Genomic DNA, 16,710 nt, shown 5'->3' on the forward strand with positions numbered 1-16,710 from the left:
GAACTCTTGGGCCGTAATGGGTATATTTATTTAATATATGTAGGAATGGAATAGATGAAGGGATGGTCAGGATGGAGAACGAAAACAAGCCAACAACATCAAATTTTATCAAAAATATAGTGAGTGATGATCTACAGAGCGGACGCGTCCAAGAGATCATTACCCGTTTTCCTCCGGAACCGAACGGTTATTTGCACATTGGACATGCCAAGTCGATCTGTCTGAACTTTGAATTGGCGGATGAGTATAAAGGAAAAACCAATTTGCGTTTCGATGACACGAACCCGGTGAAAGAGGATACAGAGTACGTAGAAGCCATCAAGGAAGATGTGAAATGGCTTGGGTTCGAGTGGGATGGATTATTCTTCGCGTCGAATTATTTCGATGAAATGTACAATCGTGCGGTATTGTTAATCAAGAAAGGCAAAGCCTTCGTCTGTGATCTGACGCCCGAGCAAATGCGCGAATATCGCGGTTCTCTAACAGAACCGGGCAAAGACAGCCCTTATCGTACACGTTCCGTGGAAGAGAACTTGGATTTGTTCACGCGTATGCGTAATGGCGAGTTCGCGAATGGCGAGAAAGTATTGCGCGCCAAAATCGATATGAGCTCCCCGAACATCAACCTGCGGGATCCGATCATTTACCGCATTTCGCATACGGAACATCACAACACAGGCGACAAATGGTGCATCTATCCGATGTATGCCTATGCGCATCCACTGGAAGACGCAATTGAAGGCGTAACGCATTCCATCTGTACTTTGGAATTCGAAGATCAACGTCCATTGTACGATTGGGTCGTAGCAGAGTGTGAAATGGAGCATGTCCCACACCAATATGAGTTCGCACGCTTGAACTTAACGAATACGATTATGAGTAAACGTTATTTGAAGCAATTGGTGGATGAAGGTCATGTGGTAGGCTGGGACGACCCTCGGATGCCGACGATTTCCGGTCTACGCCGTCGTGGTTATACACCAGAGTCGATCCGTGAATTCTGCCGTAGCATCGGTGTGGCGAGAAGCAACGGGGAAGTGGATTCCAGACAACTGGACTTCTTCATTCGTGAAGATCTGAAGCTGAAGTCTCCGCGCACAATGGCTGTCGTTAGACCGCTGAAGGTCGTTATTACGAACTACCCTGAAGGCCAAGTCGAAATGCTGGAAGCGGAAAATAACGTGGAGAATCCAGAAATGGGCAATCGTCAAATTCCGTTCTCACGTGAAATTTATATTGAACAAGACGATTTTATGGAGGTTCCTCCAGCGAAATATCATCGTCTGTATCCAGGGAATGAGGTTCGCTTGAAGAACGCGTACTTCATTACTTGCAACGAAGTGGTGAAGGATGCAGAGGGCAATGTGATTGAGCTGCATTGTACGTACGATCCAGAGACGAAGAGCGGCAGTGGATTTACAGGGCGTAAAGTGAAAGGGACGATCCATTGGGTTGAAGCAACACAAGCCCGTCCAGCAGAATTCCGCCTTTATGAGCCGTTAATTCTACCGGAAGAAGAGCGTACGGGTGAGACGTTCATTGAAAATTTGAACCCGAATTCGGTCGAGACGGTTCAAGGATTCGTTGAAGCGAATATGTCGGAAGCAAAAGGGCAAGATAAATTCCAGTTCTTCCGTCATGGATACTTCAATGTGGATCCGAAGGATTCGACAGCTGACAAAATCGTGTTTAACTTGATTGTGTCGCTCAAGAGTTCTTTTGATGTGAAGAAGTAAATAAGATAGTTAGGGTAAAAGCCAACTTTTTAGTTTACCTCTTTTAGCTGAAGGAAGATGATGGTTATGATGGGCATACGAATTGTTATGGCGGCTGCGATTGCAGCTGCCCTTTTGTTCATGGGAGCAGGGAATTACTTCTATAACTTCGCCATTCGTCGCAGTAAGAAGGAATTCATGGAGAAGAACACGGATTTAGCCGATCTGCCGGGCAAACCGTGGGAGGATCGGTCCTCGTGGATGGAGGCTCAGCCGTATGAGACGCTGCGTATGACATCGAAAGATGGAATCCAGCTGACAGGCTACTATTTGGCGGCCCTTTCACCAACTAACAATCTCGTGATTCTGGTCCATGGCTACACGGGCAAAGGCAAGGATATGGCATGCTTCGCGGAGCTCTATCGGGAGCAGTTCGGCTATCATGTATTCATGCCGGATCTAAGGGGGCACGGTGAGAGCGGAGGGAATTATATCGGATTCGGCTGGCATGATCGGTGCGATGTGCTGCGGTGGATCGATATGATGCTGGAACGGCATGGTCCACAGGTTATGATCGTGCTGCACGGGGTCTCCATGGGAGGTGGAACCGTGCTCATGACGAGCGGTGAGTCCTTACCGGATCAGGTGAAATGCATCGTATCGGACTGCGCATACAGTTCTGTAAAGGATATTCTGTCCTATCAACTGAAGCAGATGTTCAAGCTGCCTGCGTTCCCGTTAATTCATGTGACGAGTCTGATCTGTAAGCTCAGGGCCAATTATTACTTCGGTGAGGCCTCGGCGATTGAACAAGTGAAGAAGACGAAGAAACCTGTCTTGTTCATACATGGGGGCAAAGATGATTTCGTGCCCACATTCATGATGTATCCACTCTATGCCGCATGCAGCAGCGAGAAACGGATGTTTCTCGTCCCCGATGCTGGACACGGAAATGCATATTGGACGGATGTCGATGGATACAAAGAACAGGTGCAAGAATTTGTACGGAAGTACGTTCAGATTCAGGGTCCGATGAACGTTTAGCTTCGTACGGGGCTTTAAACCGCCGACGAAAAAATAGAACCGTTACCAAACTTCTCTGGGGGCTTGGTGGCGGTTCTATTTGTTATTACATGGGATCATAAAAGACGCTGCCCGCATTGCAGTACCCTTGCGATGTGCTGCGCAGTCCGTTCCAGATTGGAGGAGGCCTCTAGACAGGCTTCCTCCAAGGTGCAGACTCCGGGGACCAGAGAGAACAGCATATCCATCCCAAGAAGCTGCAGTGATTCAGAGCCAGGGCCCAAAGAACCGCCAATCGCAATAACAGGAACGCCGTGCGAATGCGCGATGCGGGCGACCCCGCTTAATGTCTTGCCGTGCAGGGTCTGTTCGTCTATTCTACCCTCACCGGTAATGACAAGGTCTGCATCTTGGATATGGCTAGGTAGTCCTACGGCGTCGATAACCATATCGACGCCGCGCTGCAGCTTGCCTCCGAGGAATGCAAGCACGCCGGCGCCAAGTCCGCCTGCTGCTCCGGCTCCGGGCTTGTCTGCTACATCGCAGTGAAGATCTTCACGTATTCGCCACGCAAGATGGGTCAGGGCCATATCGAGCTGTTGTACCATTGCGGGCGTAGCGCCCTTCTGCGGTCCGAAGACAGCAGATGCGCCTTGCTCTCCGATTAGTGGATGATCGACATCGCAAGCGGCAATGAATTCCGTGTGTGCAAGCCGAGGATCGACATCGTGAAGAAGAATGTGGTCCAGCCCTGTAAGGCTGGCGCCACCAGGCGTAATCTCGGTGCCGTCATGCCGGACGAAACGAAAGCCCAGTGCCTGAGCCATCCCGACACCACCATCATTGGTGGCACTGCCGCCAAGGCCGATGAGGATCCTCCGTGCTCCGGCATCAAGCGCGGTACGGATAAGCTCGCCCGTGCCGCGCGTTGAGGTGAGGAGCGGGTTCCGTTCTGCAGGAGAGACACGTGCAAGACCAGATGCGGCTGCCATTTCAATAATGGCTGTGCTGCCATCGCCGAGCAGGCCAAAATGTGCTTCAATAGGGCGTCCGAGTGGATCGCTCACTAGGGCTGGAATCAGCTTCCCGCCAAGGGCATCGACGAGTGTCTCCATCGTCCCCTCGCCGCCATCCGCTAAGGGGACCTGCACAATTGTGGCTTCTCGGAACACCGCTTGGAAACCGCGAGCTATCGCGTCTGCTGCGGCTTTGGCCGACAAGCTTTCTTTATATGAATCAGGAGCTATAACGATTTTCACTGGGACCTCTCCCCTTACTCATCAATCGAATGTACGCTCAGTATAGAAGATTCTGAGGCAGGCATCAATAGAAGCCCCGGGTACGCCATTTTTTTGCTTTGACACGTGCTTCTACACGTCGCTTCTTCCCACGAACTAGGCGGGAACGGGGGCGTGAAGAGCGGTGTTTGGGCTGTGCTAACAAGTTGGATAAGGTACTGTTCTGTTCGGGGAGCAGTTCGGGTTCTGGCGGCATATGGAAGGTCGGCGGATCGGGTAATTGTCCATAATGAATGAGATGCAGTCCGTAAGCACGGATGACGGTTCCGATTTCCCGGTGGGTGAGGTGAGTAAGCTCTGCTTCCCGTTCCCCAATCATTGTGCTGTGCCGTTTCAATTCTTCATCGACATATCCAGGATGGCACATGATCTCGGTGGTTCCGTCTTGGATCCATTGTATATGACGAATGAGGCGCACGACGCTATCCGGTTCATTGTATTTGTCACGAATGAGCGTATCTATTGTTCTTACTGGGACCGGGGGGGTTACCCGATCTTGTGATAGATCGCAACGGACGGGAACGAGCTCCCGGAAGGCCAGTCTCGCAACAGCATGATAGACATGGAGGAACTCCATGTGGATATGCATATGCGAATCAATATGTGTCGGATAGATGCCTTTTCGCCGCATAAGCTCCCACTGGGCATGAAGTTCGCGTTCCACATCTTCTTCACGCCATTCATGACTTTGGTTATGAAAGGAGCCGTGTATATTCACGAGCGATGGTACTAGAGATGGCGGCGTGATGGGCTTACCATCCGATAGATTGAAATGGAGACCTACACCGAGTCGGGGGTTCCGCTTGGCCTGAGCAACCGCGTCCTTTAATCCCGGTTTGTTCACAATGAGGGATGCGCTTGTCACAATGCCGGCCTGATGGGCTTCAATAATCCCGCGATTTACACCTCGTGAAAGTCCGAAATCGTCTGCGTTAATAATGACATATTTGGTCATGCAAAGGCCTCCCATTAGCCGACTCATTCAAGTTTGTGTTTGATTTCCTATTGAAGGAAAAATACCTGTAAAATAAAGGTTTATCTCTCTGTTGTTAGAATATTTATTAATACATGAAATTGTGCATCTATCCGGGTAAAGGGGACGAAAGATTTGCGTGATTATCATTACTATAAAAAAGTGTGTGCGAGTTTACCGATGCCGTTTGCCTTCGTGGATCTAGATTTATTACAGGAAAATATGCAGCGCATCATAGACCGATCGAATGGCAAGCACATTCGCATCGCGAGCAAATCGATCCGCTCAGTGGATGTGCTAAGGCGCATTCTGGATGCGAATGCGCAGTTCCAAGGCGTGATGTGCTTCACGGTGCCCGAAGCACTCTATCTCGCGCAGCAAGGCTTTACTGACTTGCTGCTGGGTTACCCTGCGGCGGACTCGCGTTTGCTCGAGTCCGTCGCCATGCATCAGCGTGAAGGGCGCAGCATCACGCTGATGGTCGACTGCGAGACGCATGTCGAGCAGGTGGAAGCAGCCGCCGCGAGATACGGCGTGCGGCTGCCGCTCTGTGTGGACATCGATATGTCAATCGATGTCCCGGGGCTGCACTTCGGCGTATGGCGCTCGCCGATACGCCGGGCGGCTGATGCGCTCAGCCTCGTGCAGCGCATCGCACAGTCGAAGCACGTCGTGCTCGACGGGCTCATGGGCTACGAAGCGCAAGTGGCCGGCATGGGCGACCGCGTGCCGGGCCAAGCGCTCAAGAACGCGATCGTGCGGCAGCTGAAACGCCGCTCGATCCGCGAAGCCGCTGCCCGGCGGGCGGAGCTGGTCTCGGCGATTCAGCGCCTCGATCTCCCGCCGCTGCGGTTCGTCAATGCAGGCGGCACGGGCAGCCTGCATACGAGCAGCGCAGAGCCAGCCGTTACCGAAGTGACGGCTGGCTCCGGGTTCTATTCGCCCGGTCTGTTCGACCACTACCGGGACTTCACCCTGCACCCCGCCGCGGGGTACGCTATCGAGATCGTGCGCCAGCCGCGCGGCGATCTCTATACCTGCTTAGGCGGCGGGTATACCGCTTCAGGCGCCGCGGGCCGTGATAAGCTGCCGCGTCCGTATTTGCCGCTAGGAGCGAAGCTCCTCGCGATGGAAGGCGCCGGCGAAGTCCAGACGCCGATCCGTTATAACGGACCGGAGGAGCTGGAGCTCGGCGATCCGATCTTCATGCGTCACAGCAAAGCAGGTGAACTCTGTGAACGCTTCACACAGCTTTACTATATATCGAACGGCAGTATTGTTGGCGAAGCCACGACATATCGGGGGGACGGGCAATGTTTTCTGTAGATTTGAAGGCGGGTAATACAAGAGTGTGGCGCAACTGGTCGGGACTCGTGCGAAGTGTACCGCGAAGTATCGTATATCCGGCGAGCGTGGAAGAAGTGATCGCGATCGTCATGTCTTGCGCGGCCGAAGGAAGGAAGCTGCGCGTCGTTGGATCAGGACATTCCTTTACCCGACTGGTCCAGACGGATGACGTGCTCGTCTCGCTAGATCAATTGCAAGGTGTCATTGCCGTGGATCAAGAACGGGGCATTGCCGAGGTCTGGGGCGGTACGAAGCTGGACCGTCTGGGCGAAGAATTGCACGCGCATGGGGTCGCGCAAGAGAATCTTGGCGATATTAATGCGCAATCCATTGCGGGGGCGATCAGCACGGGAACGCATGGTACGGGAGAGTGCCTGGGGAGTCTTGCAACCCAAGCTGTTGGACTGACGGTGGTGACGGCAGCAGGAGAGATTCTAGAATGTACGCCTGGGCAGGATGAAGATCTTTTTCGTGCGATGCAGGTATCCTTGGGGATGTTCGGCATTATCGTGAAGCTGAAGCTCCGGGTTGTGCCGACCTATGTGCTGCGCTATTCTAGCCGAAAAATGTCTTTCACAGTGTGCTTGTCTCAGCTTGAACAGTTGAAGTTGGAGAATCGCCATTTCGAATTCTACTGGTTCCCGTATACCGATGTGGCCCAAGTGAAGCTGACGAACGAAACCGATGAAGCCCCTGGAACGCCGAGCAGGTGGAGCTATTGGAAAGTGATGCTGATGGAGAATGCGCTGTTCTGGGCCTTGTCGGAGTGCTGTCGCTTCATTCCACGCCTCTGTAGGCCGATAAGTCGATTATCTGCTGCCGGTGTGCCAAATGTGCAGGCAGTAGGCTACAGCCACCGTATTTTCGCAACGCCAAGGCTTGTGCGGTTTAACGAAATGGAATATAGCGTACCTGCAGAACGAATGAAAGTTGTGCTGGAAGAAATTCGCGATGCTGTAGATCGTGATCAATTTGCTGTTCATTTTCCGATCGAATGCCGATATGTACGTGGAGACGACTTGTGGCTGAGCCCGGCGAATGGCCGCGATTCTGCTTATATTGCCGTACATATGTACCGAGGGATGGCGTACAAGGAATATTTTGCGAAGGTCGAGGAGATTTGCAGGAGGCATGGTGGTAGACCGCATTGGGGTAAAATGCATACGATGCAGGCGGAGCAGTTCCGCATGGTATATCCGAAGTGGGAGGCCTTCATGGACCTGCGCGAGCAGCTTGATCCAGAGGGCATGTTCTTGAATCCCTATCTGGCTGAAATGATGGGGCAGCGTGATCGGGCACATGAGCTGACGACACTAGGAAGTGTGAGTAAATAAAAAGCCCCAAATCCACTAAAGGATTCGAGGCTGGGAATACTAATCAAGCACGGCTGTAATGTGTTCTTTGGTAACGGACCAGTGTGAGGTTGTCCAATATTTTTCTTTATTTTTGATGAAAATAACTTGAGGGGATTCGTGCTTCACACCTAAATCTTCAGCGATTTGGTTGGACACCGGACGGCTCTCGATGACTTTGACAAGCATGTAATCAACGTCTTGATTGGGCTGTCCTGCGATATATTCGTCGAATTCCCGCAGCGCATTTGCGCTTACTGGACAGGTGGTGCTGTGCTTGATGATGAGCTGACCGCGCTCTGCGGAGCGTTGCAATACATCGTTCCATTCGCTCTCTGTCGTGATTTCTTTCCAGTTCATAGGGACACATCCTCTCAGGGTTTCAGATCATGCTAATGATTCTATCACAGGCCTACACCGATCATCAAATTCGATCTAAACATATATATCTTTACCCGCAAATGCTATAAGATATTTAATAAATTACAATTCAATCAAGGGGGATGGCGATGCACGCGTTAAAAGCAATGAACCCAGCTACAGGCGAGGAAGGAGAAATAATACAGACGATTGAACCTTATCAAGTGGAAGAAGTTATGGAGGAGGCCTGGGATGCTTTTGAGGGCTGGAGCAGCAAATCGATCCAAGAACGCGTATCAATCTTGCGTACCCTCCGCATATATATATCCGATCATGCCGATGAGATCGCGCAGAGCGTGTCTTGGAGCACCGGCAAGCCGAAGATTGAAGCGCTAACGAACGAAGTGCTTGTCTTATTGGATTGGATTCACCACACCGAACGAACAGCCCTCAAGGAATTGAAGACGCGCAAGGTGAAAACACCGATCACGCTTCTCGGAAAAAAATCATACATTGCGTATGAGCCGCGGGGGGTCGTACTCGTTATTTCACCATGGAACTATCCGTTCTATCTTGCGATGGTGCCTGTCCTTAGTGCGTTGATTGCAGGGAACGCGGTTATCATTAAACCGTCGGAAGTGACGCCGGCGATCGGTCAGCTCATGGAGCGAATCTTCACAGCAGTGGGCTTCCCGAAGGGGCTTGTCCAAGTCGTCCAAGGGGACGGTGCGATTGGTGCGGCGCTGGTTGCAGCCAGTCCGAACTATGTATTCTTTACAGGTTCGGTCGCGACAGGTAAGAAAATTCAGGTCGAAGCTGCCAAGCGGCTCATCCCGACGACGCTCGAACTTGGCGGCAAAGATCCGATGATCGTCTTCGAAGATGCCCATCTCGAACGAACCGTGCGTGGCGCCGTATGGGGATCGCTTGCGAACAGCGGGCAGGTCTGTATGTCCATTGAGCGAATTTATGTCGAACGACCGATTTATGATAAATTTATTGCGCGGCTGAAGCGAGAATTGGAATCGCTGAAGCAGAACAATCGCGAAGATACGGACCTTGGTTCCATGACATTTGCGAAGCAAATTGATATTGTGCGCGGGCAAATTGATGATGCGCTCGAGCAAGGGGCTGTGCTTGAATTTGGAGAGCGGCCGGTCGAATGGAAGATGAAGAAGTCGATGCATCTTCGTCCGATCGTGCTCACGCATGTACGGCATAGTATGCGCGTGATGCAGGAGGAGACGTTCGGCCCGGTGCTCTGCATTATGCCTTTCGATAAGGAAGAAGAGGTCATCGAGCTTGCGAACAGCACAACATACGGACTGAATGCGAGTGTATGGACCAATAATCTGGAACGAGGCCGCCGGGTTGCGAATGCACTGCAATCTGGAGCTGTCTGCATTAATGATGTGAATATGAGTATCGCGAATCCGAATTTGCCTTTTGGCGGCGTCAAAGATAGCGGAATTGGGCGCTCTCATGGATCTCTCGGACTCCAAATGTTCTGTCACGAGAAATCGATCATCGAGGATCCGGGTCGTAACAAGGGAGAACTGCACTGGTATCCCTATGCGGGCAAATATCCGTTGTTCCTGCGTATGATTCAAGGCCTATATGGAAGGAACCGGAATTATGTACAGTTCATACGCGCATTTTTAAGTCTATCGAAGAAATCTCGCTAATAAATTAGAAGACGAACGTTATCGTTCGTCTCTTTTTGTACAAAAAAATTTATTTTTAATTCATACTTTACAGGTCGGAATTATTATGTTAGATTAATCTCATCAAATAACAAATCACCGGATTTGATCCATTAGATTAAAGGAAAATAAGGGGAGGATGTTCGACATGGAAGTGTTGTCAACCATCGTGAATGTTGTAGTTCTACTCGCACTAATAGGTATACTCTTGTACATGCAGAAGAAGCATGTCAGTTTCTCGAAGCGGGTATTTACGGGTCTTGGACTCGGAATTCTGTTCGGGGTATCGCTGCAGCTGATCTTCGGAAGATCGTCGGACGTGATCAAAGATTCTGTGGATTGGTTCAGCCTTGTCGGTAACGGTTATGTGAAGCTGTTGCAGATGGTTGCAATTCCGCTGATCATGGTATCGATCATCTCCGCGATTATTAAAGTTAAAGCGAAGAGCGGCGTAGGTAAGCTAAGCACATTGATTATCGGTCTATTGTTATTCACAACAGCGATTTCTGCTGCGGTTGGTATTTCGGCTGCACTCGGATTTAACTTGAAGGCTGTGAACATTGAGCAAGGTGAGAAGGAACAGAAGCGCGGCGAATACTTGAACGGTAAACTTGCTGACGTCGAAGATAAGACGATCCCTCAACAAATTCTAGATGTGGTTCCATCCAATCCGTTCGACGATATGACAGGCTCGCGTCCAACATCGACGATTGCGGTTGTTATCTTCGCGGCTTTCATCGGGATTGCGGTTCGCGGAATTGCGAAGAAGAAACCGGCGGAAGCGGAGTTATTCACGAAGTTCGTGGAAGCTATCTATGCGGTCGTTATGCGAATTGTCACGATTGTACTACGCCTAACGCCTTACGGCATTCTAGCGCTGATTGCCAAAGTCACAGCGACGACGAACTATGCTGAGATTGCTAAGCTTGGACAATTCGTTATCGCATCGTATGTTGCATTGATTGTGATGTTCATCATTCACTTGATTATCATCGCGTTGAATGGTTTGAATCCTGTCACTTATGTACGTAAAGCATTGCCTGTACTGTCCTTCGCATTCACATCCCGTACAAGTGCCGGCGCATTACCGCTTAACGTGGATACGCAAGTGAAGAAGCTAGGCGTGTCGGAAGGGATCGCGAACTTCTCCGCATCCTTCGGTCTATCCATTGGACAGAACGGCTGCGCAGGGATTTACCCGGCGATGCTCGCGATAATGATTGCCCCAACGGTTGGCATTGATCCATTCAGCTTCAACTTCATTGCAACATTGATCGCAGTCGTGACGATCAGCTCCTTCGGGGTTGCTGGTGTAGGCGGCGGTGCAACCTTCGCAGCGATCATCGTATTGTCGACGATGAACTTGCCGGTTGCTCTTGCAGGTCTTCTGATCTCCGTCGAGCCATTGATCGATATGGGTCGTACAGCATTGAACGTCAGTGGTTCCATGACGGCGGGACTGGTCACGAGTAAAGTGACGAAAGATCTGGATGTGAATGTCTATAACGCGCCAAGCCGTGTAGAGGACGTTGATGGAGGCGTAACAGCTTAATCGGATATATCAATAAGGCAGAGATCCAAGTCATGGATCCCTGCCTTATTTGTGTCACATCGCCCTATGAAGCTTACCCCAGTTTACAATCTCCTCTGGAAGCCCTATCCCCATCTCGGCGAGGTATGCGCGTTCGTAATCGACGTATTTTTTCTCCATCTGATCTTTCCGATCACTCGTGAAATAGACTTGCAATTGATATAAATTCATTTCTTCATCGAGCGGGTAAATGCTAAAAAAATGGTTAAATCGTTGATCGGCCATCTTCCAGTTCTGCTGCTCTACGTCATACTGAATGAGGCTGCGCATATAAGCGAGATATTGCTGTCTGTATTTCTCCTCAAGTGCGGTCTTCCAGATATAAGCTTTGCGGTCTAGTAACGGTCCCTGATAAAGGGAACATCGTTGTTCCCTCATTAGCAGATCCACCGATTGAGGTTGAGGCTGCATTGCCTCATGGTCACGTTTATATTCGAGCAGATCATAGGTTTGTTGATGGGTTTGGAGCAGATAGCCCTCATTGATTTTAATGATCTCTAGGTGAATCTCCTGTTCTTTCAATAGCTTCTTCAGACGGTACAACGTATTGTGCAGGTTATGCAGGACCCGTTCTTCTTCGAGATCGGGCCATAGCAGTTCAACCAAATGCCACTTACTAATTTCGTAATTCGGATGACAGAGGAAATAAGCAAAGAGCTCCTCGGTTTTGCGTGTTGGGAAGCGGACAAGCTCACCTCGAGGATTCCGCACCTCCAGTCCTCCAAAGCATTTGATGGTAGCCGCCTGATTCACAGAAGGAGCAGGGGGCACAACAACCGTTCGCTGTTTATGGAGTCGATTCGTTATGCGTTCGATCGCACTCTTCGTCACTGGCTTTAAGATGTAGTCTGTCGCCTGCACTTGGAAGGCTTCCAGCGCATAATTTTTGTAAGCTGTTGTGAAAATAATCTGCGTGTGCTCCGATACCTCATTAATCATCTGCGCTAGCTCGAGCCCGTTCATACGCGGCATCTCGACATCTAGAAATGCAACATCGGGCTGCAGGGTCACGATCTGCTCCAACGCTTCTAGCGGACTGCTGTAAGCGCCGACGATCGTGTAGTAGGGGTTCTGCCCAACAACATGCTTCATTAATTCAAGAATCGGGTTCTCGTCTTCGACAATAATGGTCTTGAACATATTACTTCCCTCCATCGTGATTCACCTTCGGGCTCTCATCGTGATCTTCCTGCTGCGCCAGCGGCAAATAAATAGTGACTTGCGTTCCGCTGCCTAACTCGGAATGAATCGATACCGAGGAACCTGGAATTGAGGCAATCCGTTTCTTAATATTGTGAAGGCCGATCCCACCAGTGCGTCCTTTGCCCGCCTGTAGATGGTAGAGTTGATCGTCGGATATTCCGGTGCCATCATCTTCGATCATGATCTTGATATATTGGTCGCCTTCTGAAATGTCCAAGCTAACATGACCGTACCCTTCTTTCTCGAATAATCCATGCCGAATCGCATTCTCTACGATGGGCTGGATGCATAACGACGGAATTTCTATATCAAGCAAGTCATCGTCTACATGAACAAAATAATCGAATCTTTCCCCGAAACGTGCTTTCTCAATTTCCACATACGCATGAATTAATTCGAGCTCGCGATGAAGGGGGACGAACAATCTTGTACGGTCCATGTCCAAGATATACCGCAAATATTGGCTCAGCATGGATAACAAATCAGCGGCTTTCTCCCCGTCGGTATAGCAGAAGGAGATGACGCTGCTGAGCGCATTGTACAGAAAATGCGGTTTAATTTGTGCCTGGTGGAAAGCCAGTTCATTCTGTATCGCTTCACGGATGGCCTTTTTCATCGAAATTAAGTTCTGAACGCGTGCCATCAAGGTCTCCATCTCGAACGGCTTCGTAATAAAATCATTGGCCCCTGCACGCAGACCGAGTGCGATTTCTTTCGATGATTCTTGGGCGGTTGCGAACAGAATGGGCAGATCAAGTATCGAATATTGCGCCCGGATCAACTGACTGAGCTCGATCCCGGACACCTTCGGCATCATCATATCGACAATGGCGAGATCAATTTGAGCATGGCTGCTTAATTTGAGTAGGGCCTCTTCTGCTGAGAATGCGGTAATCACATTATAGTGATTGCGATTTAGTATATTACGCAAGGTATGGATATTCTCGACTTCATCATCCACGATTAAGACGGTATGATCATGCTGATCCGTAATGTCCAGCGGCTCGTTGTCTATCTCTTCTCGGGTAGCGGCATATTGATTCCATTTCATCTCGGTCTGCATCTGAAATTGTTCCACGGCAGGCAGGGTAAAGGTGAATCGTGTGCCAATATCGAGCAGGGACCATTCCACATAAATCTCGCCCTCCATCAGTTCGACCAGCTTGCGACTAATGTATAGCCCGAGCCCCTCATGTGTATATTCCTCTTGCGTTAAGAAGGAGTCAGGCTGCCCATAGTCGTTGAAAATGGTCTCGTGTCGTTCAACAGGGATCCCTGTCCCGGTATCCTCCACACTGATCAGAACATCCGAGTCTGTCTGCAACGCCTGAATTTTGATGACCCCTGAATCCGTGTACTTGATTGCATTTTGGACGAGATTATACAGAATTTGACGCAAGCGATTCTCATCAGCAAGCACCCAGACATCGGCATCAACGTCATTAATGAATTGAACTTGCTTCCCATGCAATTCGAATTGCAGAACTTCGAGCACAATTTGTGCGACAACTTTCAGATCTACAGCTGTGGGATAGAGCCGCAGCTCGCCATGATTCAGTCGCGTGACATCAATCAGATCCTGAATCAGCATAGACAGCTTAAGGGACGTATCTTTAATTAGCCACAAATTCTGTTTCTGCTTGCTGGTCAGCATCTTCTTATCATCATCCAATAGATGAGAGGTGATATTCATAATGCCATGCAATGGTGTCTTAATCTCGTGCGACGTATGCGTCAGAAATTCATCCTTAAGGCGATTGGAGAGCGTCAGCTGGTGCGTGAGCACCTCCGTCTTCTCATAGGCGTTCGTAAACCGCAAGGCGAGCAGGATATTCATAAAGATAATGAATCCAAGAATGCCAAGGATACCGAATATTTCACTATGAACTTGATATTCGGCGTAGAGCACGCTAAATACCAAATAAATGCCTAATGACAGAACGGATCCAATAAATAGAATCAGTTCTTTACGGTCAGCATGATCCCGATCCTTGCGAAGGAATAGGTAGACCATGCGGCAGAATAAGAACAACGTCACGACAGCTATGTATTGAAATCCATACACCTTCATATCAATAAAGACCGGATAGGGCAGGAGCAGGACTGCAAGCAGATAAGCCATAAGCGGTGAGATAACGAGCAGCAGTCTACGCCTGGACATCAGCCTCGAATCAATGGAAAAGAAGAAGATGATGATCAAGATCGGACCTAGAAATTCACTAAACTCAAGCAGCTTATAGGCAAAAGCAAATGGCAAATCTGGCAGAAATCGCAGCGCGATTTTTTCCCCCAGAAGAAGATGAGTGACGAGCAGGTTAAGCAAATAGAGACCGCTGTAGAGATAAGGCTTCTCCTTTCTGCGTAAGAGATAGAAGCTTATATGATAGATGCCGAACATCCCCAAGACGAGAATTGTGCCCAGACTCGAGCCGAGCTGAATACCGCTCAGGGTATTGATATCCTCATCGTGTCCGAACTGAATCGCATTCACAATCCCGCCATTGACGAACATGAAGTTCGCCGTCTGAACGACAATATCAATTTGCGAACCTGTTACATGAAAATAAGCGGAATAGGGCGTATTCCCTGGCGCGTGCAGTTCTGCTCGGCTCGCAGGCGTGCCGCTCTCTCCTAGCAATTGACCGTTCAGATAGAGGCGATGCGACATGCGAATGTTATTCACTTTGATCCCGTAAATTTGATCCCGGTTAGGAACGATCACTTCCAGGTGATAGGTCCCGTAACCTTTCTTGCTCATCTGGTCAGGGGCTGGTTCACCAGACCAACTCTGGGGCACGGTTAAATCGATGGATGCTTCCGTAAGACTACCGCCATAACTGAAATCCTCAGGCCCCAGCAATTGATGCTTGTAGAACGTCCATTCTCCGTTTAGACTGACCACACCCTCCTTTTGGAAATCCCATTTCGATAGGTCTAACACGCCGTGGACAGCCTTAGGCGCGCTAGAATTGGTAAGGCTAAGTGAATACACACCAACAAATAATGCGATAGATAGAACAAATATAAATAAAATGCCAACGAGTGGACTAAAATGATTTTTCCGCAATGTATCTTCCCCATCCATATTATGACTATCCAATGTATTCTATCATTCCATACTCACGAAATTCTCACAAGATATTAGAATGACGAAGGAGTGTACCGTTTGTGAGAAATTTGAGAGATGGAATTGGTAGAGTAGAGATAAACAGAGAGGGAGCGATTCGTATGGTCCGTCATATTGATACAATCATTGAACCTGTATCTGCATTTGCAGGTGATCCTGATCATGAATTCGTGAAGCAAATGGATGCCAGCGTAAGTCTGATGAAGGATATGACTCGGTTTATTATACCGACGAAGAAAATACCGCTGTATGAGATGCGCAAACACTTCTTGCCGGTTATGCTGCAGGCAGCGGATGTGACGAACGTTGCGAGTCTACTGGCAGCACTGCAGTCCAAAGATGATTATCTCTATCGACATCTGATCGGCGTGGGAATGATTGCTACGTTAATAGGGAAGTGGATGGGGATGAATGAAGCGGAGCTATCGTCGCTCTCAATGGCAGCCCTTTTGCATGATATCGGGAAGCTACGGATTCCGGAGGAGATCTTGAATAAACCAGGGAAACTGACGGTTGAGGAGCAGAAGCTTATGCGCAAACATACGATATTCGGCTATAAAATGCTGATCGAGACCGTCGGTTTGAATCACCGGCAAATGCTTGTCGCGCTTCAACATCATGAACGGCAGGATGGCAGTGGATATCCCTTCGGGGTTGGCGCTGCCAAAATTGACATTTACAGCCGTGTCGTCGCGATTGCAGACATATTCCATGCCTTGTTATCGCACAGAATCTATCAAAGTGCACACTCTTTCCACGATAGTCTCCATCAATTGAAACAAAATGCCTTTGGAACCCTTGATCCGCAGATCTTAGGAATATTCGTCCATAAATTGATGCTGTCGCTGATCGGGAATAAGGTCGTCTTGAGTGATGGGAGAATCGCAACGATCGTGATGATGAATCCAATCGATCCGTTCTATCCACTAGTCCAGACCGATCGTGAATTCATTGATCTTAGTAAAGGCGTTCATTTGAAAATAAAGCAAATCATCGCTTCATCGTGAAACTGGACGGG

12 protein-coding genes are annotated in these 16,710 nt (G+C 49.5%); 7 read left to right on the forward strand and 5 right to left on the reverse strand.

The window, feature by feature from the left end; translation table 11 throughout:
- The first annotated feature begins 71 nt into the window (after positions 1-71).
- The gene (locus tag AC3WU2_RS07085) at positions 72-1,736 is read left to right on the forward strand and encodes a glutamine--tRNA ligase/YqeY domain fusion protein (protein WP_492452683.1); all 1,665 of its coding nucleotides are present in this window, start codon (positions 72-74) and stop codon (positions 1,734-1,736) included.
- A gap of 66 nt (positions 1,737-1,802) precedes the next feature.
- Entirely contained in the window at positions 1,803-2,759 is a 957-nt protein-coding gene (locus AC3WU2_RS07090; protein WP_492452685.1) for an alpha/beta hydrolase, read from the forward strand.
- 95 nt (positions 2,760-2,854) lie between these two features.
- Here the strand turns inward: AC3WU2_RS07090 and AC3WU2_RS07095 are convergent, their stop codons facing one another.
- Both AC3WU2_RS07095 and AC3WU2_RS07100 read right to left on the reverse strand, forming a co-directional pair.
- Positions 2,855-3,997, reverse strand: a complete 1,143-nt coding sequence (locus tag AC3WU2_RS07095; protein ID WP_492452687.1) for a glycerate kinase — start codon at positions 3,995-3,997, stop codon at positions 2,855-2,857.
- A gap of 64 nt (positions 3,998-4,061) precedes the next feature.
- On the reverse strand, positions 4,062-4,991 hold the full coding sequence (locus AC3WU2_RS07100; protein ID WP_492452689.1) for a carbohydrate deacetylase: 930 nt from the start codon (positions 4,989-4,991) through the stop codon (positions 4,062-4,064).
- Positions 4,992-5,144: 153 nt separating this feature from the next.
- Between AC3WU2_RS07100 and AC3WU2_RS07105 the strand changes: the two genes are divergently transcribed.
- Both AC3WU2_RS07105 and AC3WU2_RS07110 read left to right on the forward strand, forming a co-directional pair.
- On the forward strand, positions 5,145-6,335 hold the full coding sequence (locus AC3WU2_RS07105) for an amino acid deaminase/aldolase (protein ID WP_492452691.1): 1,191 nt from the start codon (positions 5,145-5,147) through the stop codon (positions 6,333-6,335).
- The gene (locus tag AC3WU2_RS07110; RefSeq protein ID WP_492452693.1) at positions 6,323-7,690 is read left to right on the forward strand and encodes a D-arabinono-1,4-lactone oxidase; all 1,368 of its coding nucleotides are present in this window, start codon (positions 6,323-6,325) and stop codon (positions 7,688-7,690) included. The genes AC3WU2_RS07105 and AC3WU2_RS07110 overlap by 13 nt, the downstream gene beginning before the upstream one ends.
- A 39-nt stretch (positions 7,691-7,729) precedes the next feature.
- On the opposite strand, the gene ytxJ is transcribed toward AC3WU2_RS07110, so the two are convergent.
- Positions 7,730-8,068, reverse strand: a complete 339-nt coding sequence (gene ytxJ / locus AC3WU2_RS07115; RefSeq protein WP_492452695.1) for a bacillithiol system redox-active protein YtxJ — start codon at positions 8,066-8,068, stop codon at positions 7,730-7,732.
- 149 nt (positions 8,069-8,217) lie between these two features.
- Here ytxJ and AC3WU2_RS07120 point away from each other — a divergent pair, with 149 nt between their 5' ends.
- Together AC3WU2_RS07120 and AC3WU2_RS07125 are read left to right on the forward strand one after the other, a co-directional pair.
- Entirely contained in the window at positions 8,218-9,753 is a 1,536-nt protein-coding gene (locus AC3WU2_RS07120) for an aldehyde dehydrogenase family protein (protein ID WP_492452697.1), read from the forward strand.
- Between the two features lie 166 nt (positions 9,754-9,919).
- Positions 9,920-11,323, forward strand: coding sequence for an L-cystine transporter (locus tag AC3WU2_RS07125; RefSeq protein WP_492452699.1), 1,404 nt, complete (start codon positions 9,920-9,922; stop codon positions 11,321-11,323).
- 54 nt (positions 11,324-11,377) lie between these two features.
- Here the strand turns inward: AC3WU2_RS07125 and AC3WU2_RS07130 are convergent, their stop codons facing one another.
- Positions 11,378-12,502, reverse strand: coding sequence for a response regulator (locus AC3WU2_RS07130; protein WP_492452701.1), 1,125 nt, complete (start codon positions 12,500-12,502; stop codon positions 11,378-11,380).
- Position 12,503: 1 nt separating this feature from the next.
- Entirely contained in the window at positions 12,504-15,632 is a 3,129-nt protein-coding gene (locus AC3WU2_RS07135) for a sensor histidine kinase (protein ID WP_492452703.1), read from the reverse strand.
- A gap of 101 nt (positions 15,633-15,733) precedes the next feature.
- On the opposite strand from AC3WU2_RS07135, the gene AC3WU2_RS07140 reads away from it, so the two are divergent.
- On the forward strand, positions 15,734-16,699 hold the full coding sequence (locus tag AC3WU2_RS07140) for an HD-GYP domain-containing protein (protein WP_492452705.1): 966 nt from the start codon (positions 15,734-15,736) through the stop codon (positions 16,697-16,699).
- The last annotated feature ends 11 nt before the right edge of the window (positions 16,700-16,710 follow it).

The organism is Paenibacillus sp. EB106-05-06-XG162 (assembly GCF_058791655.1).

Coding starts and splice junctions, on each gene's coding strand:
- AC3WU2_RS07085 (WP_492452683.1), top strand. CDS start 72: ATGGAGAACGAAAACAAGCCAACAACATCAAATTTTATCAAAAATATA.
- AC3WU2_RS07090 (WP_492452685.1), top strand. CDS start 1,803: ATGATGGGCATACGAATTGTTATGGCGGCTGCGATTGCAGCTGCCCTT.
- AC3WU2_RS07100 (WP_492452689.1), bottom strand. CDS start 4,991: ATGACCAAATATGTCATTATTAACGCAGACGATTTCGGACTTTCACGA.
- AC3WU2_RS07110 (WP_492452693.1), top strand. CDS start 6,323: ATGTTTTCTGTAGATTTGAAGGCGGGTAATACAAGAGTGTGGCGCAAC.
- ytxJ (WP_492452695.1), bottom strand. CDS start 8,068: ATGAACTGGAAAGAAATCACGACAGAGAGCGAATGGAACGATGTATTG.
- AC3WU2_RS07120 (WP_492452697.1), top strand. CDS start 8,218: ATGCACGCGTTAAAAGCAATGAACCCAGCTACAGGCGAGGAAGGAGAA.
- AC3WU2_RS07125 (WP_492452699.1), top strand. CDS start 9,920: ATGGAAGTGTTGTCAACCATCGTGAATGTTGTAGTTCTACTCGCACTA.
- AC3WU2_RS07130 (WP_492452701.1), bottom strand. CDS start 12,502: ATGTTCAAGACCATTATTGTCGAAGACGAGAACCCGATTCTTGAATTA.